We start from the raw sequence: 25,490 nt of genomic DNA on the forward strand, positions 1-25,490 counted from the left end.
CTATGAAATAAAATGCTAACTTGGACTATTATCAAAACGAACTTTAATCATTATCGCTGTTATACCATTCTTCCTCCCATTCGTCTTCTTCGTATTCACTACACCATTTATAATTTCTTTTTTGAAAAGTAAGAATATAGTTTTTTAACATGTTGTATCGAATGGTTTTTTGATCTTGAGTTAACGCTCCCGCCCAAGCATAGGTTTCAATCAAAGAAATATAATCCATATAAATCTGATGGTAAATTTGATCAAGACGTTTTTTTTGGGCTTCCGTAAATCGAATATCCTTTGTGCAGTCTAAGTCGTTATCCATTTCATTTTCATTTTCTGGATCATCCGTATCTTCTTTCGGTTGTTTATTGACTGGACTCTTTTCTTTCTTTAAACTTTCCTTATTTGAACCAGTATCTTCGACAGTTTTTTCTTTATTAAAGGACTCCATTTTGGCAGAGGCTTGGAAGGGCATGAGCGAATAGCTTAGAAACAAAACGACGATGCTTACATATTTTATTATCATTTCTTTTCTCCTTAAAAATAAATGACTTAAAAATGTAAAACTGCACATCTAAATTGATATGCAGCTTGAAGAATTATTTCAATACCTTCATGAGTGTGGATTTAATCGTCTCCATGGCCATCATCATCGTCATGGCCATCATCATCGTCATGACCATCCTCATCCTCACGGCCATTGTCATGCCGGCCTTCTTTTTCAATTTCCAAAACCTTGCCAGTTGCAGCATCAATCTCAACTTCGTAAATGGCTTCGTTTGTTTTCACCATTACCTCATAGACATTCCTGCCATCATCTTCTTCCAATTTCACGCTTAAAATCTTGCCTTTTACTTTCTGTAGGGCAATTTCTCCAGCCTCTTTTTCTGAAATTTGTTTTTGTTCTTTTGGCTGCCCATCCTTGACTGCAGCAAAGGCGTTTTCTAATTTTGCAGCAAAACTAATTGTTAATAGTAACGCAATTAACCATATTAATTTCTTCATACTCTTACACTCCCTAATTATTTTTTTATATCTTGTGTAAGAGTTTAAAACTTATTCATGTTTTGAGAATATTTTCAAAGACTCACATCAAATCCCATTCATTTTTCACTAAAAATCTTAGCCATGTACCGGTTATCCATGAGGTTGTAAGAGCTAGGAGAATGAGGATAGCAAAAAATTCCTGATTGATGATGCCAGACATATAAGCCACTGTTGAAAGGACGATTCCAGGACCACCCCTGGCATTCATGGCAAAGCCGAAATTCAAGCTGGTCAGTGAATTGAGTTTTATTAATCGGCATGTAAAGTAAACGATGGTTATTTGAATAAAGGTGGCAAGCAATAGATATTGTACGAAGAAAATGAAATCAAATGAATTTGCTAAATCGAGCTGCAGCCCAACCGTGGCAAAATAAATAGGGATAAACCAGGAGAAGGATAGATTTGATACTCCTTCTTCCACTTTCGATGATACTTCTTGCGGGAGATAAATTTTCGCCGCTATACCAACCAGTAAAGCTCCGAAAATGGTTTCAACCTGAAACAGATAGGCCAAGACACATGCTATAAATAAGATAAATAATAGGTAACCTAAATTGGAAGATCGAAAGAAAATGTTTCGGTTATGGATGGTAAAGTATTTAAAAAGGATTCTTAACACATACAGCATTCCGACCAGGAACAGACAGATGGTTCCAATGCTTAAAAATATATCATTAAAAGACAGTGTCTTACTATTGTTGGCAACCAGGTTGGTAGCCACGCCCAAAACTATCCATAAAATGATATCATGCACCCCTGCTATAATAATAACAAGTTTCGCAAACCTTGTTTTCATTATCCCCAAATCAATAAATATCTTTGAAATGACTGGTATAGACGTGACGGCGATTGAAATACAAACCACTAATTTAAAAGCCAGCAAGTTACCGACCTCACCCACAAATCTAGACATATCAAGAAAGTTGGTAATAATCCAGCCTAAAATAAATGGAAGAACACTTGAACCAATTGTAATGGCCGTTGTTATTTTCAAGTCCTCTTGTTTAAATTCCGTATGGAATTTTAAGCCTGACACAAACATCAACAGAATTAATCCCAATTGATAAATTAAACCGAACAGCTGATGCTCCAAAGGAAATCCATTAAACATCCAATCAAATATGTTTGGATAAAAATATCCTAACAAACTTGGACCTAGAATGATCCCCGCTCCAACCTCCCCTATTACTCTTGGTATATATAAACGTTCGCAAAGATAGCCAAGGATATGAGCAGTAGCTAGTAAAAAGCCCATTGCAAACAAAAAATGGCTAACCTGTACTTGTGTAATTGTAAACATCTCTCTCCCTCCATTTTTTTACTAAAACCACCAACCAACTATAAATGCCCTTGTAGATTCCGCATTATCTTTTTATTTATTAATCAATATATGCTCGTCAGTATTTAAGGGGAAAGGTTTGTCTTAAAAAGGGCAAAGTTTATTAGAAACATTCAGACAAGCTGGGATAATGCCGTTCCATCTGTTCGAGGCAGTGCAGATAATATAGTAGGATATAAATCAGAAAGTGAGGAAATAAAATGGCTATGGAAGTTTTTAGGAAAAGAATACTCACTTTCCTATATACATTCTTACTAGGCTTGTTCCAGACACAAAGGGTAAAAAGGAAGAAAGAAAAGGGGGATCATTATCAATGGCGGCTGTGCGTGGATGTGCCATATTTTTTCACTTCAAAATTTTCGATAGACAACAACACCGTCACAGTGACCGGCACCCAATGTACCTATGATCATTCATGGCCGATTAGGTATTCCATCATAAAAGTGAGCCATTTTGGTTTACGCACTGAATATGTTGATAGTATCGTCATTAATGGCGACCAGTGCGAAAAAGAATTTAAGCATACCTTTGAAAATATTCCCAACGGAGAAGACTATCAGTTAGAAGTCTGTAATTATTTTAGATATTATTCTGAAGGGGACATACGATTATTGAAATAGGTTGTTCATTATTTCTGTATTGATATGTACCAAACTATAGAGGAAAGACTATTCTTAAAAAATTGATAATAAAAAACACTCAGTACAATATTTACTGAGTGTTTTGCTGATGCTTTAATAGTAGATTAAGGTATTAATACATGCTCATATATTGTTCGCGTTCCCAAGGGTGTACAACGGTACGGAACATATCCCATTCAATCTCTTTTGCTTCCACAAAGTGTTCGAAGATATGCTCGCCTAAACCAGAAACGATAACTTCGTTTGATTTCAATAGCTCAAGTGCTGCTGCCAATGTTGCAGGAAGATCAATGATGCCTTCTTCGATTCTTTCTTCCTTCGTCATAACATAGATGTTCCGGTCAACTGGTGCTGGAGGTGTTAAATTGTTTTTGATTCCATCAAGACCAGCTTTTAAAATGACCGCCAACGCTAAGTACGGGTTTGCCGCAGGGTCAACACTGCGAACCTCGATACGTGTGCTCAAGCCTCGGGAAGCAGGGATACGGACAAGCGGTGAACGGTTTTGTGCAGACCATGCTACATAGCAAGGTGCCTCGTAACCTGGAACTAAACGCTTGTAAGAGTTAACAGTTGGGTTAGTTACTGCCGTGAAATATGGTGCATGCTTTAGAACACCTGCGATAAATTGACGGGCAGTGTCGCTCATTTGCAGGTCGCCTGTTGGTTCAAAGAATGCATTTTTGCCATTATTGAATAAGGAAACGTTGCAGTGCATTCCGGAACCGTTAACGCCGAACAATGGCTTTGGCATAAAGGTTGCATGCAAGCCGTGCTTGCGGGCAATTGTTTTTACAACTAGCTTGAAAGTTTGGATTTGGTCACATGCTGTAAGAGCATCTGCATATTTAAAATCGATTTCGTGCTGACCAGGTGCTACTTCGTGGTGGGATGCTTCGATTTCGAAGCCCATTTCTTCAAGCTCAAGTACGATATCACGGCGGCAGTTTTCACCAAGATCTGTAGGCGCTAAGTCAAAGTATCCGCCTTGGTCGTTCAACTCTAATGTTGGCTCGCCTTTTTGGTCTAATTTAAATAAGAAGAATTCTGGCTCAGGCCCAAGGTTGAAGTCAGTGAAGCCAAGCTCTTCCATTTCCCTTAATACACGCTTTAAGTTATTGCGCGGGTCCCCGGCAAATGGTGTTCCGTTTGAATTGTAAATATCACAGATTAAGCGGGCCACTTTCCCTTTTTCAGCAGTCCAAGGGAATACTACCCAAGTGTTTAAATCTGGGTACAGGTACATATCAGATTCTTCAATACGTACGAACCCTTCGATAGAGGAGCCGTCAAACATCATTTTGTTATCAAGTGCCTTTTCTAATTGGCTGATTGGAATTTCCACGTTTTTAATAGTTCCAAGAATATCCGTAAACTGAAGGCGGATAAATTTAACGTTTTCTTCTTTAGCCAAGCGTTGAATATCTTCTCTTGTGTACTTCGGCATTTGTAATTCCTCCAATTTTTATAAAAATTAATGAAAAAAGCGTGAAAGATCTCCTTGCCTTAAAGACGAACGATTCAGTCTGCCTGAATGCATCAGTTCATTGCGAAGAAGTTTCCTCAGCTCATCATCGGTAACCTCGCGCTTTGCACTTTTCGCTTGCTGTTCAAGTAGCGACTCTTGCTGTTCTTTGACCAATAATAACTGCTTAATGCCAGCCATATTTATTCCCTGGTCAATTAAGTCTTTTATTTCCAATAGCCTGTCAATGTCATTTAGGCTGTAAAGTCGCCTGTTTCCCTCCGTACGTGCCGGAGATATCAATTGGTGTTCTTCATAGTAGCGAATTTGCCTGGCGGTAAGTTCGGTCAGCTGCATCACTGTACCAATGGGAAACAACGGCATTGATCGGCGAATTTCTTTTCCACTCACCAATTTTCTCCTCCCTTTTGCTAATTTATATTTGTATTATATTTGGTGTTAGGAAATATGTCAATGATATGTAAGATAATCTAACATGGTTTTTTAGTAGTTTCTTATTATTGTAATTTTGGTTACAAACCTTGGCAAGAGGAGTGATGATTCATTGATAACGACCGAACCCAAACGAATTTCTTTTATTGAGTAGTTATGAAGCGGTCAAAACTACTGGATAGGGAATTTTTCTTTTGTTTCGGGGGTTATGAAGCGTTTATAACCACTGAATTGATATTTCACTCTTTGTTTCGGTCGTTATGAAGCCCTCCATAACGACTGAACTGGTATGATCTTCTTTGCTTCGGGCGTTATGGAGCCTCGATAACGACTGAACTGGTATATTCCTCTTTGCTTCAGTTGTTATGAAGCCTCCATAACAACTGAACTGGTATTATCTTCTTTGCTTCGGGCGTTATGGAGCCTCCTCAAAGCCCAACCCGCTGTCCTTCCCTATCCTCCCCTACTCTAGCACCAGTAACCCTTTCTCAACCAAATGATCCAAAGCCAAACATACAGCCATTTTCACGTGGGCATAGGTTAATCCGCCTTGCACATAAGCGACATATGGCGGGCGGATCGGGCCATCTGCCGTCAACTCGATGCTCGCACCTTGAATGAAGGTTCCAGCTGCCATAATTACATCATCCTCATAACCAGGCATGTAGCTTGGATGCGGAGTCACATAAGAATTCACAGGTGAGGCGAACTGGATGGCCTGGCAGAAGGCAACCATTTTATCCCGGTCATCAAATTGAACGGATTGGATCAAATCTGTCCGCCGCGCATCCCAGCGTGGAGAAGAATTCATCCCCAGCCTTTCCAGCATGGCAGCAGTAAAGACCGCACCTTTCAGAGCCTGCCCGACCACATGCGGCGCCAAGAAAAAGCCCTGATACATTTCCTGCAAACTATAAAGTGAAGCCCCCGCTTCGGCACCAATTCCCGGAGAGGTCATCCGATAAGAACAAGCTTCGACCCATTGTTTTTTTCCAACGATATAGCCGCCGGTTTTAGCTAGGCCGCCGCCTGGATTTTTAATCAATGACCCCGCCATTAAATCAGCACCGACATGGCACGGCTCTATTTCCTCAACAAATTCTCCGTAGCAGTTATCAACAAACACGACAACATCCTGCTTAATCTCCTTAACGAAACTAATCATCTCGCCTATCTCAGCAACCGTAAACGATGGTCGGACCGCATAGCCTTTGGAACGCTGGATGCCAATCATTTTCGTATTAGGTTTAATCTTTCGAGCAATTCCTTCCCAATCAATCCCGCCTTCATCTATCAACGATACACTGTCATACGAAATCCCAAATTCCTTCAGGGAACCTACGCCATTCCCGCGGATTCCGACGATTTCCTCAAGGGTATCATAAGGTTTTCCGGTAATATACAAAAGTTCATCGCCGGGGCGAAGCACACCAAACAATGCAATCGATATGGCATGAGTGCCCGATATAATCTGTGGACGAACCAGTCCGGCCTCACCGCCGAAAACATCCGCATACACTAATTCCAATGTATCACGGCCGATATCGTCGTAACCATACCCAGTAGAAGGAATAAAGTGAGAATCACTTACCCGGTGCTTTTGAAAGCTTTGTAAAACTCGGAACTGATTGGATTCAATGCGTTCCTCGATTCCTTTATGGACTTCAGCAATTTGTTTTTCGACTTCCTTTACAATCGGCTGAAGCTTTTCCCCATTTTTCAAGTGTTGAAACATGCTGTTAACTCCCTTTATTCATTGAATTTCTGTAATTGGCCTGTTATTTGATGGTCCTTTAGGGAATATCCTTTGCAACGGTAGTCTTGAGTTTCTTCATCAAAGGTAAGTTCCCTGAGAATCGTATCATTTTTTAATTGCGACAAGAGCTTTCCTTCTGTTGAAGGCACCATTACTTCATATGGTTCCATCATGCCCACGACAAGCTGCTCGATTTTCACCTTTAACGCATGACGGTCATCTTCATTAAAAGCGCTGATGAACACTGTCGGCGTGTCGGCGGTCGGTACGAAATCGGGATGCTGAAGATCCCGTTTATTATAAACGGTTAATTGCGGGATATCTTTGACATCCAAGTCTTCAAGAAGTTTAATCACCGTTTTTTCATGCTGAAAATAATCCGGGTTCGACATATCGACGACATGAAGCAGCAGATCGGCTTCTTTCACCTCTTCAAGAGTTGAGCGGAAGGCAGCAATCAGCGCTGTCGGCAAGTCCTGAATGAATCCGACGGTGTCAGTAATTAATGACAAGAAGCCGCTTGGTAAAATAAGCTTTCTCGTCATCGGGTCAAGCGTGGCGAATAACTGGTTTTCTTCATATGAATCTGCCTCGGAAAGCCGGTTAAAAAGAGTCGATTTCCCGGCATTCGTGTAACCGACAATCGCAACCTGAAAGGCTTTATTTTTCTTCCTACGCTCACGGTAACGCTCGCGATGCTGAACAACCACCGAAAGTTGGCCTTTGATGTCGTCAATGCGGCGGCGGATGTGACGGCGGTCTGACTCCAGTTTTGTTTCCCCTGGGCCTCTTGTACCGATTCCACCACCAAGGCGTGATAACGCCGTACCCTGTCCGGCCAAACGCGGCAGAATATATTGTAACTGGGCAAGCTCTACCTGAAGTTTCCCCTCCTTGGAGCGGGCTCTTTGTGCAAAAATATCTAAAATCAGCTGGGTCCGGTCAATGATCCTCGCCTCAATTCCGGAAGCCAAATTCCGTTTCTGGCTTGGAGAGAGCTCATCGTTGAAAATGACCAGGTCAGCCTCCAATTCGGCCACAAGCGCCGATAATTCTTCCACTTTTCCTTTACCTATGTACGTTGCTGGATGGAGACGGTCTCTCTTTTGGACAAGCGAAGCCAATACTTCTCCTTGCGCCGTTTCCGTTAAGGATCCTAACTCATCCATTGAATATTGAAACCTTAGGTCGTCATCATCGATTTGGCAGCCGACCAGAATGGCTTTTTCCTTTGTTTCTCTTTGTTCCAAACGGCATCCTTCCTTTCCGTTAAAGCTCTAATTTCCATCTTAACAAAAAACACTCCGATACTCTAATTTTCCCAATACTTTTTTATTGTAATTTTGGAGTAACGTGATAAAATTTTATTGTTTGTTTATAAAAAGAATATTCATCGGAGAGAAGCTGAACGAAATGGCATGGGAAGTATTAAGCATGATCGGCACCATCGCTTTTGCGGTCAGTGGCGCGATTGTGGCCATGGAAGAAAAATATGATATTTTAGGAGTTTATATTTTGGGAATTGTCACTGCTTTTGGCGGCGGGGCGATTCGCAATCTTTTAATAGGAGTTCCCGTTTCAGCTATTTGGGAACAGGGGTTATTTTTTCAAATTGCTATATTATCGATTACGGCTGTATTCTTATTTCCAACTAATCTTTTAAAACATTGGCAAAAGTGGGGTAATTTCTCTGATGCCATTGGGCTGTCAGCATTTGCTATTCAAGGTGCCATTTATGCGGCAAATATGAATCACCCGCTGAGTGCTGTGATTGTAGCGGCTGTTTTAACAGGAAGCGGCGGCGGAATCATCCGTGATTTATTGGCTGGCAGAAAGCCGATTGTGCTGCGTTCCGAAATATACGCAGTTTGGGCGATTCTTGCCGGGGTCGTCATCGGACTTAAACTAGCTACACAAGCATGGGAATTGTATACATTGTTTATTATCATAACTGCGCTTCGCGTTCTTTCCTACACATATGACTGGAAACTGCCAACACGCGGGTTACAGCGAATGAACTAAAAATCGACGAGGGACTCTCCCCCGTCGATTTTTTTATCCATCCTCCTCAAACACCAAGTCATTACTGCGGATCGTCATCAATTCGTGCCGGTCATAACTGTTTTGCAATAACAGCCTCATCGCCTGGGCCCGAATCGATTTTTCAATGATGTTGCGGACATATCTCCCGTTGGAAAAATGATTGGGACTTAAGACAGACTTCACCCATATTAAATGATCCTTTATTTTCTTTTCTGCCTCATGACTTAACGAATATTCCCTTTCCACCAGCATCTTCGCCCCGATTTGCATTAATTGTTCAATATTGTAATCCGGGAAATCAATCACTAGTGGAAAACGGGAATGGAGCCCTGGATTTAACGATAGAAAATAATCCATTTCTCTTGAGTAGCCGGCTAGAATGAGGACAAACTCATGCTGTTTATCCTCCATATGCTTCACGAGAGTATCAATCGCTTCTTTGCCAAAATCCTTTTCGCCGCCGCGTCCTAAGGAATAAGCTTCATCAATAAACAATATCCCGCCATGAGCTTTCTTTACCAAGTCCCTCGTCTTTTGTGCTGTATGGCCGATATACTCCCCAACGAGGTCAGCCCGCTCCGCTTCGATTAAATGTCCCTTCGTTAGCACGTTCATTTTTTGAAAAAGCTTGCCAATCAGCCGTGCGACTGTGGTTTTCCCCGTTCCCGGATTACCTTTAAACATCATATGAAGGGCTTGCTTTTTTGCTTTGAGACCCATTTCTTCGCGCTTTTTATTGACATAAATCCATGCATAAATTTCTTTTATCGTTCGTTTCATTTCGTCCATGCCAACCAAAGCACCAAGTTCCTCTTCGATTTCCTTTAAGGCGGAATGCTCAGGGGGAATAACCTTTGGAGCAACTTGAAAATCAGTTAACGTTTTCGTTACTGTTTTTCTTTTTTGGGAGTTGAGAGAAACACTTATTTGGCCATTGCTTTTCATACGAATCGGTTGATCCAAAGCCTTCACCTCTCCTAAACGCAACCAGGATACGTAAAATAGCTTGCAGGAAATTTATGCCTTTCTTGTTTGTGGTGAGTTATTTCAAGAAAATCATAATCCTTCATTCTATTTGTATTCACCGTTCGGGAAATTCATTAAAAAAGTTTTTCTTTGAAAAAAATAATTGAAAACTCGCCGATTGGCGAGTCCGTGAGGACGAAGACAGAGGCGTAGTTGAATTTATGCGTTAGGAAAGTATAAATTTGTGAAATTTATGCTTTCCTATTAGCAAAAAAAGAGCCCAAATGTATGGGCCCACGGGTGAAGATTTATTGATTTTCCAAGTCCAACTGCACATTTCTTTGCGGTGCAAAGGTTGAAATGGCATGCTTATAAACCAATTGCTGTTTCCCCTCTGATTCAAACAAAACCGTAAAATTATCAAAGCCCTTGATTTGGCCTCGTAATTGGAATCCATTCAAAAGGAATACCGTTACATTGGTATTGTCTTTTCTGCATTGGTTTAAAAATTGGTCCTGAATATTGATTGTTGTTTTCATTTCATATATCCTCCTCTTTTATCTCTACTAATATGTATTCGATTTTACTTGAAGCTTTCCTTCAACATATTGTGAAATTTCCATGATTTTTTTTGCGAAGCTGTTCACATTTGTCACATCAAACCATTCAACCTCCATCTTGTTTCGAAACCATGTCAGCTGCCGTTTGGCATAACGCCGCGAGTTTTGCTTTAGGTTCTCGACAGCTTCCTCTAATGATATTTTACCATCAAGATAGTCATAAATCTCTTTGTAGCCTATTGCCTGAATGGATTGGCAATCTCGCAAGCCCTGTCCGTACAATCCCTTTACTTCTTCAAATAGCCCTTCCTGCATCATTAAATCGACGCGGGAATTAATTCGCTCATAAAGTTTATCACGGTCCATCGTCAATCCGACAAGGGCGGTTTGGTAAAGCAGGTCCAGCACTTGAGATTTTTGTATTTCTTGTCTGGTTTTTCCTGTAAGATGGAAGATTTCTAGAGCACGAATTACCCTTCTAAGATTATTAGGATGAATCTCAGCGGCACTTTCCGGGTCAACCTCGATGAGTTCCTTATAGAGAGCCTCATTCCCTTCTCTATTCGCCCGTTCCTCAAGCTGCGTGCGGAATTCGTCATCTCCAGAAACATCGGAAAATTGATAATCATAGATGACAGATTGAACATAAAGCCCTGTTCCGCCAACAATGATGGGCAGTTTCCCTTTTTCGGCAATCTCCTTTATTTTAGCTCGAACAAGGGTTTGAAATTCAGCAACGGAAAAATTTTCATCCGGCTCTCTTATATCAATTAAATGATGCGGAATCCCTTCCATTTCATCTTTCCTGATTTTCGCCGTTCCAATATCCATGCCGCGGTAAATTTGCATCGAATCCCCACTGATGATTTCGCCATTGAAACATTTAGCCATTTCTATGCTCAGCTTTGTTTTCCCCACAGCAGTTGGTCCGATGATCACTAATAATTTCTGATTTAATTCCAATCTTTTCACACTGCCTTATCCCTTTTTAGCTAATAAGAAAGTATAAACTTTCTATCGAAAGCTTTTTACTTTCTTAACGCATAAATTCAACTACGCCTCTGTCTTCGTCCTATCGGACTCGCCATCGACGAGTTTTCATTTACAATCGACGCCTGTTAGGGGCGTTTCTCCTTTATCGTAACATAATTTTTAAAAGCAGTAGAACATCAAATAAGTATATACAATAATATTCTTTTCTATGCACTTTTTGAAGAGGAATTTATATTTCAAATGTAAGAATTACATTTCGTGTAATTACAAAAAGATAACGGTTTTTTTACAAAGCGCTTTCTACCCCCACATTCATGATAGGCTTATTCGTAAGATATTTTGTAAAAAATAATCGCATTTTGTCATTGGATGGAGAAAAATTAGAAATTAGGTGAATAGAATGTTATCTACTTTTGATATTGGAATTGATTTAGGTACTGCAAATACATTGGTTTATAGCAAAAATAAGGGGATTGCCGTAAACGAGCCATCCGTTGTGGCAATAGATACCGTTTCGAAAAATATCGTCGCTGTCGGTACAGAAGCGAAAGAAATGATTGGGAAAACACCCGAAAAAATCGTGGCGATACGTCCGTTAAAAGATGGTGTCATTGCTGACTTTGATGTCACAACAGAAATGCTTAAACAAATCTTGAAAATGGCTTCTAAAAAGATTGGCTTTGCGATGCGGAAGCCGAATGTTGTAGTCTGTATTCCTTCCGGTTCGACAAGTGTTGAGAGAAGGGCGATTCAAGATGCCGTCCGTAACGCCGGAGCCAAGAAAATTACCTTGATTGAGGAGCCGGTAGCAGCGGCAATTGGTGCAGGCATGCCGATCGACGAGCCGGTTGCCAATGTGGTCGTGGATATCGGCGGCGGCAACACAGAGGTGGCAATTATTTCGTTCGGCGGCGTGGTTGCCTATCATTCTATAAAAATTGGCGGCGACCGTCTCGATGATGATATTATTCAGTATGTCCGCAAAGAGTACAATGTGCTAATCGGTGAAAGAACGGCTGAGAATGTGAAATTTGAAATCGGTTATGCATTAATCGACCATGAGGAAAAGTTCATGGATGTCCGCGGCCGCGACCTGTTGACTGGTCTGCCAAAAACCATTAAACTTTCATCCTACGAAATTCGCGCGGCGATGAAGGAATCACTATTGCATATTTTAGAGGTCATCCGCGCCACACTTGAAGATAGCCCGGCCGAGTTAAGCGGTGATATCGTCGATCGCGGTGTAATTATCACGGGCGGCGGTGCGCTTATGAACGGGATGGAGGCATGGCTGAGCAGTGAAATTTTTGTACCTGTCCAGCTGGCACCTAGTCCGCTTGAGTCAGTCGCAATCGGCACTGGTAAGGCACTGCAGTATATGAGTAAGATTCAGGTTGCGGTGAAATAAATTTAAAATCGGCGGTTCTTACAAGGCCGAAAATTCGGGATTCGTAGATATAATCTGATAATCGTAGATATATTGGAATATTTCGTAGATATATTCTGAGAATTGTAGATATATTGAAAAATTTCGTAGATATATTTGGAATCTCAATCTTGAAGTCACCAACTGATGCAAATTTTGTTGAGATACCGTATAAATTATTAGAAATCTATTATAAGTAACTCAAGTTTTTAACTTTTCATGCAAAAAGCCGCATTCCTTCAACTATTGAAGGAGAATGCGGCTTTTTAATTTAGATATCATTCTGTTTTTTTCGTAAACTATTAAAATACAGAAAAATAGGCAATGGAATAATAATGAATCCCAGGCTTTTGATGATTTGGTTCTTTGCCTGTCCCCGTGTTTGGTTCTTTTGATCTTCGACGGCCTGTTCGTAATTCGCGCGCAGTTCTTTTTCTGTCAATTTTTCTCCATTTTCGTTCGGAATCTTACCGCTTTCTTTCATCATTTTGTAATCATCATAGCTTTGATAATAACTTGGCGGACTGATCAAATCAGCTGCCGCCATAAAAATCGATATCCCGCCTCCGATGACCATCATCAGGGTTGCAAATAATACCAAATACGTGTAAAGATGGCGAATCACTGCCTCTCCCCCCTTGTCTTTATATTTCACTACAGAAACAACAATAAAAATAAGCAAAACTGCAGGTAAAAATATACTTAATAGACTATAGGCAATCAAGGCCTCTCCCCCATTTTTTCAAATGGTCAATCCTTACAATATAATTATTTCACCAATGTTAAATCATTCCAATACGATTTAAGGTTATTTTGTTGCAAATTTCGCAATCTTTTTGGGTTTCTATTTCATTGGCAATCGGCAACTTATAGGTTATTTTCAGCTAAAGGACAGTTCTCCGGTAAAATAACGGCTCTATTTTTACCATTCCCCCCGAATTGAACCTTAGTTTTTTTGGCGGGCATTCTCATAAATACATATAATGAAAAAAACAGATAAGTTGGTGATAGCATGACCCATATCATAACCGGACCAAATTGGGCAATCTATTCAGGTGTACATGCACCTATGGTTGGTCCCTGGAACCAACCCTTACAGCACAACTATGATACCATTCACATTGGACATCATATCTATCACTTGGTACCCACACTTTACGGGTATCCACCCGCATTTCCATACCTAGGGCCATACGTCCCATTTCGAAATGTCTATTAATGTAAAATCAAATTCAGAAGAAGGGGGGGAAATCCAAATTTCCCTCTCTTTTATTATCTAATTTAACAGCGCGAAATATTTTTATACATATGGGAACCAAAATCCCCATCTTAGGCTCTAATTAAACAGAATTATATTTTTGTTTAAAGGAGAGCTTCATCATGATTATTAAAAAGATTCCTGTTTTACTAGTTTCAACACTTTGTCTGTTCGGAGTATGGGTAAAGGGTTCAAACGGACCGGAGCAGCCGAATTTACCAATTAGGGCGGAAGCAGCCCTTTTGATGGATTTTCACTCAGGCCGGGTGTTATTTTCGAAAAATGAAAGTGAGAAACTTTTTCCTGCGAGTACAACTAAGGTTTTAACCGCTTGGGTTGCAATCAAACATGGGGAGTTAAATGAACAGGTAAAGGTTGGAAAAGAGGTATCTTTTCGATCTCCTGGGGAAAGTACTGCTTGGCTGAAGGAAGGACAAACCCTTACACTAAGAGAATTATTAATCGGAATGATGCTTCCATCGGGGAATGACGCCGCAAGAACAGTGGCTGTTCATATTGGTAAAAAACACCTGGGTACGCCAAATATTTCAGATGAGGAAGCCATCAATCATTTTGTTGCCATGATGAATCAACAGGCTGAAGAAGTTGGAGCCAATCATTCTCATTTTATGAATCCAACAGGGCTTCACCATCCCGAACATTATTCTACTGCCGAGGATTTAGCTCTAATTTCTAAAGCAGTTATGAAACATAAAGACTTTCAAGAAATTGTAAACCTACAAAACTTTACAAATCCACTCCTTACATATCAAAATACGAATAAGCTTCTTGATTCTAATAGCACCTACTATTTTAAAGGAACGAACGGAATAAAGACTGGTTTTACGGATGAAGCAGGCTATTGTCTCATCTCTTCTGCAGAACGAAATGGAAAAGAATATATAGCTGTTGTTTTAAAATCTTCACAGGATGGTGTTTGGAAGGACTCAACAACCTTATTAAATAAGGGTTTTTCTACTTCCCCATAAAAATTTTAATTTAACGGGAACCATTTGTTGCCTATATTTGCTCAAATAAATGTAAAAAAAGAAAGGAGTGTAAGGAATTGGATTCACAAATGGAACTTGACGTTCTAAGGGCACAAAAGGGCGACCACGAAGCCTTTACACGCCTCATCAAAGCAATGGAGCCTAGCTTCTACCGAATAGCCTCCACGATTATGAAATCAGAAACTGACAGCCTGGATGCTGCTCAGGAAACGATTGTGAAGGCATATCTTTCCCTACATACACTAAAAGAGCCTCGATACTTTAAGACATGGGTTACGAGAATCTTAATAAGGGAGTGCATGCGTCTTTTAAAAGTAAAAAATAAGGTTGTTCCCTTGAATTTGGATATAAATACACAGCAGCCTGAAGCTTCTATAGAAGAAAAGTTAGATGTGAGAGATGGTATAAGCAGACTCGAAAGCGAATATAGGGTTGTCATTTCACTCTATTATCTTCAGGACCTATCCATTAAGGATATTGCTGAAATCATTGATCAACCCGAAGGAACGGTTAAATCCAGATTAAGCCGTGCCAGAAAAAAGCTTGAAAAATGGCTATCGAACGATACAGAAGCGGGAGGTATAAGAAATGAAAGAATCTAAATTGGACCGAGAACTGAATGCATTTGTTAATCAACAGAGAAATACTGTTGTACCAGCAGCTTTTAGCAAGGGCATTGATCAGGCATTAGCCAACCTGCCTGGTTTTACTGAAAATAAGCCTTTAAAAAAGAAGAGCAGAAAGTGGCTCTACTCTGCTGCGGCAGCAGGTTTTCTGGGCGTTGGAATTCTTGGATCCGGATTTGCTTCTCCCGCTATGGCTGACATGCTCATCAAAGTGCCTGGTTTAAACTTCATTTTTTCTGCTGTTTATAAGGATGTATCTAAGGAGCAGGAAGATCCGCATTTGTTAAGGGGTTCCCAGTTTCACTACGGGGAAAAAGGTCCCTTTAATACCGAAGGGGTCTCCGTTAAAGTAAAGATCTTTACTGATTATACAGAAGAAGTTGAGAGTTATATTGGAATGAAGATTCCCCACCTGGACAGGAATGCCGACCACTTGACTATTAGGGTAGATAAACACGGTGAAAAGCAGTTCGAGATTATCGAAATGGGATCTTTAAACGGTGAAGATGTCGTATTGAGTGTTGTTCCATATGCCGTTAATTCTCCACAGTTTGAGGGTCAAAGTGTAAATCCAGTAATCGGACCCACCATTGATATAAGTGGAGTAAAGGCTGACATGCTCTCCTATCAATTCAGCCAAACCGACAAAGAAAACAGAACAAATTATATTACATGGAAAAGAAATAAATTTACTTTCGTTTTAGCTGGTACAGCCTCCATTGAGAAACTAACTGGAATTGCAAAAAATATCGATAACCAGGCTATAAATTTAGAAAAGAATAAATAAAAAAATACAGTAATCTTTTTACTATGACAGCAAGATTCTTCAATAAGAAAAGCCTTGGTATTAAAAAATCCAAGGCTTTTCTCATAAATACAATATTTCCAAAAATATCCTACATCACGCGCTTAAACATCTTCTCCATCTCGTAAATCGAGTAATGAACAATAATCGGCCTGCCGTGCGGGCAGGTAAATGGATCTGATGCCTTTCGCAGATCGTCGAGAAGCGCTTGGATTTCATCATCCCTTAAGTGGCGGTTCGCTTTGATGGAGGCTTTACAGCTCATCATGATAGCCGCTTCCTCGCGGAGTTTTTTAATATCCACTTTTTTCATTAATAACAGCTGTTCAATCATTTCCTCAATGATTTCCTTCTCCTGCCCCTTTGGCAGCCATTGAGGGTGGGAGCGGACAATGAAACTATTGATTCCGAACTCTTCAAGGAAAACACCGACCTTCTCAAGTTCGTCCTTATGCTCGGTAATTTTAATATAATCATCTGTTGAATATTCAAAAGTCAACGGGACCAGCATCTCCTGCAGCTCCGGTGCGACCTGGCCGACCTTTTCGCGGAAGTACTCATACTTAAGCCGTTCCTGCGCCGCATGCTGGTCGATGATATATAAGCCATTCTCATTTTGTGCAAATATATACGTTCCGTGCATTTGTCCAATTGGATACAACCGTGGGACCCGGCTCTCTGTGTCTACAACCGGCTCCACTTCAGGGTATTCCTCAGGCTCGTGTTGAGGAATTTCCTCATCTTCAAATGAATCATATTCCCTTTCACTAGTCGGTTTATCTTTTTCAATTTCCCTAAAAAAAGGTATTCCAACTTCAGGTTGCGGGACGAATTCTTCTTTCATATTCGAAAAGCCAGTTTCCCGAACGGGTTCTTCTTTAATTTTTGTAAAAAATGGCTCAGCAACAGCAGTCGGCCGCTCCCCGCCAAATCCAGAGGAAGAACGAGCAGGAGAGGTCCCCTCATCGAGCGCTAAAGCCGTCTGCTCTGTTTTAGGTTCCTCTCTTTTCGTATAGGCCGTTGGAATCAGTATCTTCGATTTAAATGCATTTTTTATTATAGAAGTTACTAGTTCGTTCATCTCTGCTTCTTTACTAAAGCGGACCTCCATTTTCGACGGGTGGACGTTCACATCGACGAGCAGCGGATCCATCTCAATATTGAGAAGCACGATTGGATACCGGCCAATCGGCAACAGCGTATGATACCCTTCGGTAATCGCCTTAGCCAGCGAATAATTTTTAATAAACCGGCCGTTAATCATCGTCGAGATATAGTTCCTTGAAGCCCTTGTCACCTCAGGCATGGAAGCAAATCCACTTACTTTATAATCTAGCGAGCTACCCGAAATCGGCACCAGCTGTTTGGCGATGCTCATGCCGTAAATGGACGCAAGAACCTGGCGGACATCGCCGTTTCCGTTTGTTTGCAGCAGTTTTCGCTCATTGTGAATCAAGCGGAAAGCTACTTCTGGATGAGAAAGCGCTAGTCGGTTAACAACATCGGTGATATTCCCAAGCTCTGTGTGAATCGTCTTCATGTATTTCAGACGTGCAGGCGTGTTGAAAAACAAATCGGTGATGGTGATGTCTGTTCCCCGTCTGCTTGAAGCTTTTTCAAAAATTTCAACCTTTCCGCCTTCGATCACCACTCGATTCCCAGCACCTTCACCGGTTGAGGTTTTCAGCTCAAGTCTCGAAACAGAGGCGATACTCGGCAGGGCCTCACCGCGGAAACCCAGCGTCCGAATCCGGAACAGGTCATTTTCATTTTTTATTTTTGACGTGGCATGTCGCTGGAAAGCGAGGAGCACGTCATCCTCTTCTATTCCATTGCCATTATCGGTGATGCGGATTTTCGCGAGTCCCGCTTCTTCGACCTCAATTTCAACCACCGTACTGCCGGCATCAATGGCGTTTTCCACCAGTTCTTTGACAACAGAGGCGGGGCGTTCGACTACTTCTCCCGCCGCTATTTTATTAGAAAGGGCATCATCTAGCTGGATAATCTTCCCCATCTTTTCCGCCTCCTTAAAAACTACTTTAATTTCTTCTGCAATTCGAACAGCACGTTTATCGCCTGAAGTGGGGTAACATCCAATAAATCCAGTTCCTTAATTTTATCAAGAACCTTCTTTTCTTTGGTAGAAAGCTCCGGTTTCTTCGTTTCCTTTGGTTCATCAAAGAACGAGAGCTGAGTGAGATGATCTGGAACCACTTGGTCAGCCTCCGCTGCTTTTGATTCCTGAACTGCAGCAGGAGCAGCCACGGCCACTCGTTGTTCCTTCACTTCCCCAGGACCTCCTGGTTGCTGTTCAAAAGCAGTCAAAATCTCATTTGCCCTTGCAATTAATTCAGCCGGAAGCTCGGCCAACTGTGCCACATGAATTCCGTAACTCTTATCTGCCGGGCCTTCCTTAATTTTGTGTAAAAAGACAACCTTGCCATTATGCTCAATCGCACTGACATGGATATTTTTCAATTTGGAAAGCTCTTCTTCCAATACCGTCAATTCGTGATAGTGCGTAGAAAATAGCGTTTTCGCCCCGATACGGGTATGAATATACTCGATGATCGCCTGGGCTAGTGCCATCCCGTCATAAGTGGATGTCCCGCGGCCGATTTCATCAAATAAAATCAAGCTGTTCTGCGTGGCATTGGCGATTGCATTCTTGGCTTCAAGCATTTCCACCATAAAGGTACTTTGCCCGGAAATCAAATCGTCTGCTGCTCCAATGCGGGTAAATACTTGGTCAAAAATCGGCAGAACTGCTTCAGATGCCGGTACATAACAACCGATTTGCGCTAGGATTGATGTCAACGCAATCTGGCGCATGTAAGTACTTTTACCTGACATATTCGGACCTGTAATCAACAGCACTTCACGGTCGCTGTCCATAAAACAGTCATTTGGAACATATTCCTGAGTATTTAACACCTTTTCCACAACTGGGTGGCGGCCATCCTTCACCACGACACGGCGTTCTGATGAAAACTGCGGTTTCACATATCGGCGATTTTCACTCACTTGTGCAAAGCATTGCAGGACATCTAAACCACTCACAGTTTTCGCCAAAGCTTGCAGACGTGGAATATATTCCTTTACAGTTTCACGGATTTCCGTAAACAACTCATATTCAAGCTCGCCAATTTTTTCTTCCGCTTGTAAAATTAATGCTTCTTTTTCCTTTAGTTCAGGAGTAATAAAGCGTTCCGCATTTGTTAAAGTCTGCTTCCGCTCATAACGGCCTTCTTCCAGAAGGTGCAGGTTCGCTCTTGTTACTTCTATATAATAGCCAAACACACGGTTGTAACCGACTTTCAAGGATTTGATACCGGTTTTCTCGCGCTCTTCCCGCTCCAGCTGGGCAATCCACGTTTTGCCGTTGCGGCTAGCATCACGGTACTGATCAAGCTGCTCATTGTAGCCGTCCTGGATGATATTTCCTTCTTTTAACGAAAGCGGTGGATTCTCGACAATCGCCTGCTCTAATAAATCGGTAACTTCCTCACACGGATCCAATTTTTCCGCGATTTCGTTTACCCTGGAATCCTGCATGTTGAGAAGAATTTCTTTTAAAAATGGTACCTGCAGGAGCGAATACTTTAATTGCACCAAATCACGGGCGTTCACGTTACCAAAGGCAACACGACCCGCCAAACGTTCCAAATCATAAACTTCCTTTAGTTTTTCACGAAGCTCCTGACGCTCAAAATAATGGTTCATGAGAACTTCCACCAATGAATGGCGATGCTCTATTTGTTCACGGTCAATCAACGGCCGGTCAATCCAATGCTTTAATGTCCTGCCGCCCATTGCTGTCATCGTTTCATCCAACAGCCATAATAACGACCCTTTCTTCCCTTTCGAGCGAATCGTCTCGGTTAATTCCAGGTTACGCTTCGAATAGTAATCAATTTTCATAAATTGATGGATTTGATAGGTTGTGACAGGCTGAAGATGGTCAAGGCTTCTCTTTTGCGACCGGTATAGATAGTGAAACAGCCTTGCTGCTGTTTGCTTCAATTTATCTTGGTTCAAATCTTCAAGAAGGTTGGCAAAATTCATCTCTATTGAACTATTATCCTCAAAAGAAATGGCCAGTACATCGCGTTCGCGCATCTTCTTCTGAAGTTCACCGTCAAAATTGCTTGCGACGACAACTTCTTTGGCGTCTAAAACTGCTAGCTCGTTCAGGACCTCGTCAAAATTGGTCAGTAGAGTTACTCTGCTTTCACCTGTAGAAATATCGTTATATGCTAGTCCGTATGTGGTATCGTCGAAAGCGGTAACTGAGGCAATATAGTTGTTCTCTTTATCTGTTAACCCTTTGCCGTCCATCACCGTTCCCGGAGTGATTAACTGAACCACTTCCCTGCGTACGACCCCTTTGGCCTGCTTCGGATCCTCTGTTTGCTCACAAATTGCTACCTTGTAGCCCTTTGCAACTAATTGTTCAATATAGTTGGCCGCTGAATGGTAAGGAACGCCGCACATTGGAATCCGATCCTCTGTACCGCCTTCGCGGCTTGTTAATGTTATCTCTAATTCCTGGGATGCATTAATGGCATCCTCGAAAAACATTTCATAAAAGTCGCCTAAGCGAAAAAATAAAAAGGCATCCTTGTAATCTGCCTTAACTGCTAAATATTGCTGTATCATCGGCGTGTATGCTGTCATAATTTCCTCCACCGTTTCAAAACTTTCGATTATCTTCGACAAACAATTATATCATAAATGAAGGGATTATTTGTTGGTAGAAAAAACTATCTTGGTTACCGGACCAGCGAATTTTCTTCGGTTTCGGTCTTCAATCCCCTTTATTGGCTACCGAACCAACGGATTTTTCTTGGGTTCGAGCTCCAATTCCCTTTATTGGCTAGCGAACTGGTGGATTTTTCTTGGGTTTAGGCTTCAATCTCCTTGATTGGCTACCAAACTGGCGGGATTTTTCTTGGGTTCGGGCTCCAATACCCTTTATTGGCTACCGAACTGGCGGATTTTTCTTGGGTTCGGGCTCCAATACCCTTTATTGGCTACCGAACTGGCGGATTTTTCTTGGGTTCGGGCTCCAATACCCTTTATTGGCTACCCAACTGGTGGATTTTTCTTGGGTTCGGGCTCCCATACCCTTTATTGGCTACCGAACTGACGGATTTTTCTTGGGTCCGGGCTCCAATACCCTTTATTGGCTACTGAACCAGCAGATTTTTTGCGGGTTTGGGCTCCCATACCCTTTATTGGCTACCCAACCGGTGGATTTTTCTTGGGTTCGGGCTCCAATACCCTTTATTGGCTACCGAATTGGTGGATTTTTCTTGGGTTTGGGCTCCCATACCCTTTATTGGCTACCGAACTAGTGGATTTTTCTTGGGTTCGGGCTCCCATACCCTTTATTGGCTACCGAACTGGCGGATTTTTCTTAGGTTCGGGCTCCAATAACCTTTATTAGAAACTTCACCTGATTTTTGTAGTCTACATTTTCATAATTTATTACTTAAATTTTATTAGCTCATTTTTTTAATAAACTAATATTATGAAAAACGCAAGAAACCTGAGCTAAAAAAATTGCCCAGGTTTCCTCCTTTTCTATTATCTTGTACTTTCATTAGTATTATAGAAGAACTTCGCCGTAATTGACCCATCTGCATTTTCTTTAATATCGGTTACATGGATTCCAGAATCGGCCGGTGTTGCACTGTTACCCTTCCAGAAATAATACGAACCAGTATGGACATTAGAGGTGGTTGGTGTAATCTTGGAACCTGTCTTAAAGAAGTCCCCAGCATCACCGCGGTTTTTATTTTTCTCTAAGTCATATTTACCATCCGCCTGCACCACAGATAGTCCGTAGTGAGTAACAACCGTGCCGTCGGTGGCTTTCGCTGACTGGTTGTATTGGAAGCGTTTATTCATCCAGTTTTCGACGTTATTCGGACGGAAGCCGGCAGTCTGATAGAGGCTGATGATATTTTCATCAACATGCCATGCAACCAAACCATGGGAATCTGTGCCTTGGCGAATTAGCCCTTTGTTAAAGCCGTCCTGCTGGACATTTTCAAACAAGAAATATTCAGTTCCATTGGAACCTGGGACTTCCATTTTAACGATGCCATCTGTCGCACTCGCTTTATTAATTGGCGGTAATGTAATTTCCTGAACGCCATCTCTCGGTGCTACCACTTTAGGCTCAGCCCATCCTAAGAATATTTTTGAAAAAGGATCAAAATGAGTCGGTGAGTTTCCGGAATATGCTCCACTGTCAGGGTAGCGCATCCATGAGCCCCCGGCCATCATCGAATAGTTCCCAACACCTTCGGATGAATAAGCAGTATCATAGAAATCCGGCAATCCTAAAGCGTGGCCAAATTCGTGGGCATAAACCCCGGCAGTAGCAGGATATGGGCCCGTTTTCGATGCTTCGTCGTAACCACCAGTAGCTTCGTTAAATCCAGCGACGTTTCCGCCGATGGCTGGCTGGATGTTGTAGTTATTTACGACAACCCCATCATAAGTCATGTCCTCTGCAATCGTCTTATTAATCCATGCAGACTGGTTCATCCCAGCATAAACATCTGCTGGTTTACCAGTTTCATAGTATTTCCCATAATACAACGCACTTAATAGATTCCATTTATGTGACCAAAATTGAGCAGGGTCAGCGCTCCACTCCGCACCCGTTCCTTCATGGATAACGAAGACATTTGGAACCTCTCCATCTACTGCATACTTTGAAAAATCAATTTGGTTATCAGCAGCTTTTAGCAGGTCACGGATAAATTCACCTGTGTGGGCATCCCCGTTTACATTTCCTAAAACATATTTACCATTTTCTGCGTACTTACCTTCTTGGTCTAAATAGTAGGAAGCCCCTTTAGGAAGTTCAACCCACACCAATTCAGCTCCATCATGGACAAGATTGATTCTGCCATTACTAGATTCTTTATAAGCATTTTGCATTGTGCGGTCAGTCGGAGCATCGACGCCATTGTATTCATTATATTGTTTGAAATAATCTAACTCATAAGGGTTATATTCATCACCAAAAATCAAATCCTCATAGTAATGCGCCGGCACTTGTCCTGGCAGGTCCCCAATCGGCTCGTCACCATCTTTATATTTAGCCAAAATAACAAGTACTGGCACATCACCTTTTGCGTCACGGTAAGCAACATGATTGTCACCAGCCTGCTGGAATTTTGTCCCTTGGTTAGCTAGCTTTTCTGCAGGGTCAACCTTTGAAAGGTCTTTTCCCAACTTCTTAGCTTTTTCAGCTAGTTCCGGAGACGCACCTACATAATGCGCCAAACTTAAACCATATGTACTAGAAGTCTGTTTTGCTTCCCCGCCCGGCTGGAATCCCGCCAATGCGATACTTCCTGCCAACGCCAATGTTAGACCCGTTTTTGATAATACTTTTAACAAGAGCATCCCTCCTAATAAAATCGTACTATTCAAACATATCAAAATTTTCCAATAGTCAAAAGGCACTTAATCCCCATAACTTTGGTAGCGTTTTCAAAAAATTATAAGAAGTAAGACCTTTGATCAAAACTTAAATACTTTTTGTAAAATTTTGTAATAATTTGCAAACCGATAGGTCCTTACAAGCAGCATATAAAACGGTCATAATATATTTAGAAGTGTTTAAAATCGAATGGAAATAGGAGATGGTGTCGATGGATTGGTTTGGGGGCAGCTATAAAGACTTTGATTTTGAAATGTTCTCAAACAGTCATTGGATGATCATTGCCATCTTACTTCTAGGATCCACTGCAATTTTTGTAAATCGGGAAAAATTTTTCGACAACAACAAATGGAGAAAGGCGGAGATTGGGGCAGCGGTCTCGTTAATTTTAATTGAACTGACCTATCATTTCTGGATGTATATAAACGGAGACTGGGACGTTAGTCACGCTATTCCATTAGAACTCTGCAGCATCAGCTTAATTTTAACTGTTCTTTTGTTATTAACTAGGAAGAAAATCATATACGAAATTTTGTTGTTCACAGCCCTATTGGGAGCGTCACAGGCCATTTTCACCCCAGCCTTAAACTTTGACTTCCCGCATTTTCGTTTCTTTCATTTCTTTTACACACATTTAATGGATATTTGGGTGGTGCTCTACTTTACATGGGCTAGGGGCTACCGGCCTACCATTTGGTCTGTCGTAAAGCTTTTTGTTTTCTTAAATGTGTTAATGCCAATCATCATGTGGATCAATAAACTAGTCGGCGGAAATTATATGTATTTAAGCCATAAACCGAAAACAGCAAGTTTATTAGACGTCTTGGGGCCATACCCATACTATATTTTATCGCTTGAAGCGCTGTTAATCTCACTTAGCCTAATCGTCTGGTTAATCTTCCGTGAAAAAGGAAACGGAAACACCAAAAGAATTAAGGAACTACCAATTCGCTAAACTTCATTATTGACCTTTTTCGAAGTTCGAATTATAATAATAAACGTTCCTTAATTTTAAATGTTCCGATAGCTCAGCACGTTCGAATCCGCTCCCTTGAATATGCTTCAGCGTACTGACCGAACTGCTGCTTGATTAAGCTTACTGAGGTCAGGACGGGATTTAGCCACACTTTTTTGTGTGATGGAACTAAATATTCAGTTGTAAATTTGTCCCGATAGCTCAGCAGGATAGAGCAACAGTTTCCTAAACTGTAGGTCGGAGGTTCGAATCCTCTTCGGGACGTACGTAAAGACACCCTTGCCGCTGCAAGGGTGTCTTTGTTTTGCTCTCTTAGTTTCCATTATCACTCAGTTAGCGTGTTCAATATATAAGTAATGAAATTCCTTTCATGGCATAAAAATAGATTATTAGACATGCTTCGGTTTCCCGAATCAGGTCAGGAGGAATATTATGATTGAAACATTTCATGAACTTATTAATATTGAAAACATAATCTGGTTGTTCCCTGTCATGTTTATGTTCCATGCCTTGGAAGAGATCATAACTATTGAGAGTTTTATAACAAAGTACAAAAAACAAATCTGTTAGGACAAAAATTAATTCGGTATTCTGTCTAATTATCAAATGAAGGTAGTTGTTTTGATTAGTGTGTTTAATCCTGCACAATTGTATGTAATCCACT

The 25,490-nt window shown here is 41.3% G+C and carries 21 protein-coding genes and 1 tRNA gene; 8 read left to right on the plus strand and 14 right to left on the minus strand.

Annotated elements, in window-relative coordinates; all coding sequences use genetic code 11:
* Positions 1-43: 43 nt before the first annotated feature.
* From KHA99_RS04595 to KHA99_RS04605, 3 genes are all read right to left on the minus strand, one after another.
* Positions 44-520: a DUF2680 domain-containing protein gene (locus KHA99_RS04595; RefSeq protein ID WP_213116226.1), complete on the minus strand. Its 477-nt coding sequence runs from the start codon at positions 518-520 to the stop codon at positions 44-46.
* Between the two features lie 101 nt (positions 521-621).
* Entirely contained in the window at positions 622-999 is a 378-nt protein-coding gene (locus KHA99_RS04600; RefSeq protein ID WP_213116227.1) for a PepSY domain-containing protein, read from the minus strand.
* Positions 1,000-1,081: 82 nt separating this feature from the next.
* Complete coding sequence (locus tag KHA99_RS04605; RefSeq protein WP_213116228.1) at positions 1,082-2,341, minus strand: cation:proton antiporter; 1,260 nt, start codon at positions 2,339-2,341, stop codon at positions 1,082-1,084.
* Positions 2,342-2,580: 239 nt separating this feature from the next.
* Between KHA99_RS04605 and KHA99_RS04610 the strand changes: the two genes are divergently transcribed.
* Entirely contained in the window at positions 2,581-3,000 is a 420-nt protein-coding gene (locus KHA99_RS04610; protein WP_213116229.1) for a hypothetical protein, read from the plus strand.
* Positions 3,001-3,133: 133 nt separating this feature from the next.
* On the opposite strand, the gene glnA is transcribed toward KHA99_RS04610, so the two are convergent.
* The 4 genes from glnA to hflX form a co-directional block, all read right to left on the minus strand.
* Positions 3,134-4,468, minus strand: a complete 1,335-nt coding sequence (gene glnA / locus KHA99_RS04615; RefSeq protein WP_213116230.1) for a type I glutamate--ammonia ligase — start codon at positions 4,466-4,468, stop codon at positions 3,134-3,136.
* Positions 4,469-4,495: 27 nt separating this feature from the next.
* Positions 4,496-4,870 (minus strand): MerR family transcriptional regulator, encoded by a 375-nt coding sequence (locus KHA99_RS04620; RefSeq protein WP_213116907.1) that lies wholly within the window; start codon positions 4,868-4,870, stop codon positions 4,496-4,498.
* A 532-nt stretch (positions 4,871-5,402) separates the two neighbouring features.
* Positions 5,403-6,674 (minus strand): methionine gamma-lyase family protein, encoded by a 1,272-nt coding sequence (locus KHA99_RS04625; RefSeq protein WP_213116231.1) that lies wholly within the window; start codon positions 6,672-6,674, stop codon positions 5,403-5,405.
* Between the two features lie 14 nt (positions 6,675-6,688).
* Positions 6,689-7,945, minus strand: coding sequence for a GTPase HflX (gene hflX / locus KHA99_RS04630; protein WP_213116232.1), 1,257 nt, complete (start codon positions 7,943-7,945; stop codon positions 6,689-6,691).
* Between the two features lie 163 nt (positions 7,946-8,108).
* Between hflX and KHA99_RS04635 the strand changes: the two genes are divergently transcribed.
* Positions 8,109-8,717, plus strand: coding sequence for a trimeric intracellular cation channel family protein (locus KHA99_RS04635; protein WP_213116233.1), 609 nt, complete (start codon positions 8,109-8,111; stop codon positions 8,715-8,717).
* A gap of 33 nt (positions 8,718-8,750) precedes the next feature.
* Here the strand turns inward: KHA99_RS04635 and spoVK are convergent, their stop codons facing one another.
* The 3 genes from spoVK to miaA form a co-directional block, all read right to left on the minus strand.
* Positions 8,751-9,701: a stage V sporulation protein K gene (gene spoVK / locus KHA99_RS04640; protein WP_213116234.1), complete on the minus strand. Its 951-nt coding sequence runs from the start codon at positions 9,699-9,701 to the stop codon at positions 8,751-8,753.
* A gap of 311 nt (positions 9,702-10,012) precedes the next feature.
* The gene (gene hfq / locus KHA99_RS04645) at positions 10,013-10,243 is read right to left on the minus strand and encodes an RNA chaperone Hfq (protein ID WP_213116235.1); all 231 of its coding nucleotides are present in this window, start codon (positions 10,241-10,243) and stop codon (positions 10,013-10,015) included.
* Positions 10,244-10,270: 27 nt separating this feature from the next.
* Entirely contained in the window at positions 10,271-11,155 is an 885-nt protein-coding gene (gene miaA / locus KHA99_RS04650) for a tRNA (adenosine(37)-N6)-dimethylallyltransferase MiaA (protein WP_307852014.1), read from the minus strand.
* A 502-nt stretch (positions 11,156-11,657) separates the two neighbouring features.
* On the opposite strand from miaA, the gene mreBH reads away from it, so the two are divergent.
* Complete coding sequence (gene mreBH, locus KHA99_RS04655) at positions 11,658-12,665, plus strand: rod-share determining protein MreBH (RefSeq protein WP_213116236.1); 1,008 nt, start codon at positions 11,658-11,660, stop codon at positions 12,663-12,665.
* Between the two features lie 289 nt (positions 12,666-12,954).
* Here the strand turns inward: mreBH and KHA99_RS04660 are convergent, their stop codons facing one another.
* Positions 12,955-13,407, minus strand: a complete 453-nt coding sequence (locus KHA99_RS04660; protein ID WP_213116237.1) for a hypothetical protein — start codon at positions 13,405-13,407, stop codon at positions 12,955-12,957.
* Between the two features lie 656 nt (positions 13,408-14,063).
* On the opposite strand from KHA99_RS04660, the gene KHA99_RS04665 reads away from it, so the two are divergent.
* From KHA99_RS04665 to KHA99_RS04675, 3 genes are all read left to right on the plus strand, one after another.
* Complete coding sequence (locus KHA99_RS04665; protein WP_213116238.1) at positions 14,064-14,930, plus strand: D-alanyl-D-alanine carboxypeptidase family protein; 867 nt, start codon at positions 14,064-14,066, stop codon at positions 14,928-14,930.
* Between the two features lie 77 nt (positions 14,931-15,007).
* The gene (locus KHA99_RS04670; protein ID WP_213116239.1) at positions 15,008-15,553 is read left to right on the plus strand and encodes a sigma-70 family RNA polymerase sigma factor; all 546 of its coding nucleotides are present in this window, start codon (positions 15,008-15,010) and stop codon (positions 15,551-15,553) included.
* Positions 15,540-16,364, plus strand: coding sequence for a DUF4179 domain-containing protein (locus KHA99_RS04675; RefSeq protein ID WP_213116240.1), 825 nt, complete (start codon positions 15,540-15,542; stop codon positions 16,362-16,364). The genes KHA99_RS04670 and KHA99_RS04675 overlap by 14 nt, the downstream gene beginning before the upstream one ends.
* Positions 16,365-16,473: 109 nt before the next feature.
* Here the strand turns inward: KHA99_RS04675 and mutL are convergent, their stop codons facing one another.
* The 3 genes from mutL to KHA99_RS04690 all read right to left on the minus strand — a co-directional run bounded on the left by mutL (position 16,474) and on the right by KHA99_RS04690 (position 23,807).
* Positions 16,474-18,399: a DNA mismatch repair endonuclease MutL gene (mutL, locus tag KHA99_RS04680; RefSeq protein WP_213116241.1), complete on the minus strand. Its 1,926-nt coding sequence runs from the start codon at positions 18,397-18,399 to the stop codon at positions 16,474-16,476.
* Positions 18,400-18,419: 20 nt separating this feature from the next.
* Entirely contained in the window at positions 18,420-21,062 is a 2,643-nt protein-coding gene (gene mutS, locus KHA99_RS04685; protein ID WP_213116242.1) for a DNA mismatch repair protein MutS, read from the minus strand.
* Between the two features lie 912 nt (positions 21,063-21,974).
* Complete coding sequence (locus tag KHA99_RS04690; RefSeq protein WP_213116243.1) at positions 21,975-23,807, minus strand: M6 family metalloprotease domain-containing protein; 1,833 nt, start codon at positions 23,805-23,807, stop codon at positions 21,975-21,977.
* A 254-nt stretch (positions 23,808-24,061) separates the two neighbouring features.
* On the opposite strand from KHA99_RS04690, the gene KHA99_RS04695 reads away from it, so the two are divergent.
* Positions 24,062-24,805 (plus strand): YwaF family protein, encoded by a 744-nt coding sequence (locus KHA99_RS04695; protein ID WP_213116244.1) that lies wholly within the window; start codon positions 24,062-24,064, stop codon positions 24,803-24,805.
* Positions 24,806-25,016: 211 nt separating this feature from the next.
* Positions 25,017-25,090, plus strand: a tRNA-Arg gene (locus KHA99_RS04700).
* The last annotated feature ends 400 nt before the right edge of the window (positions 25,091-25,490 follow it).

This window comes from Neobacillus rhizophilus, assembly GCF_018343535.1.
Lineage (GTDB): Bacteria > Bacillota > Bacilli > Bacillales > Cytobacillaceae > Neobacillus > Neobacillus rhizophilus.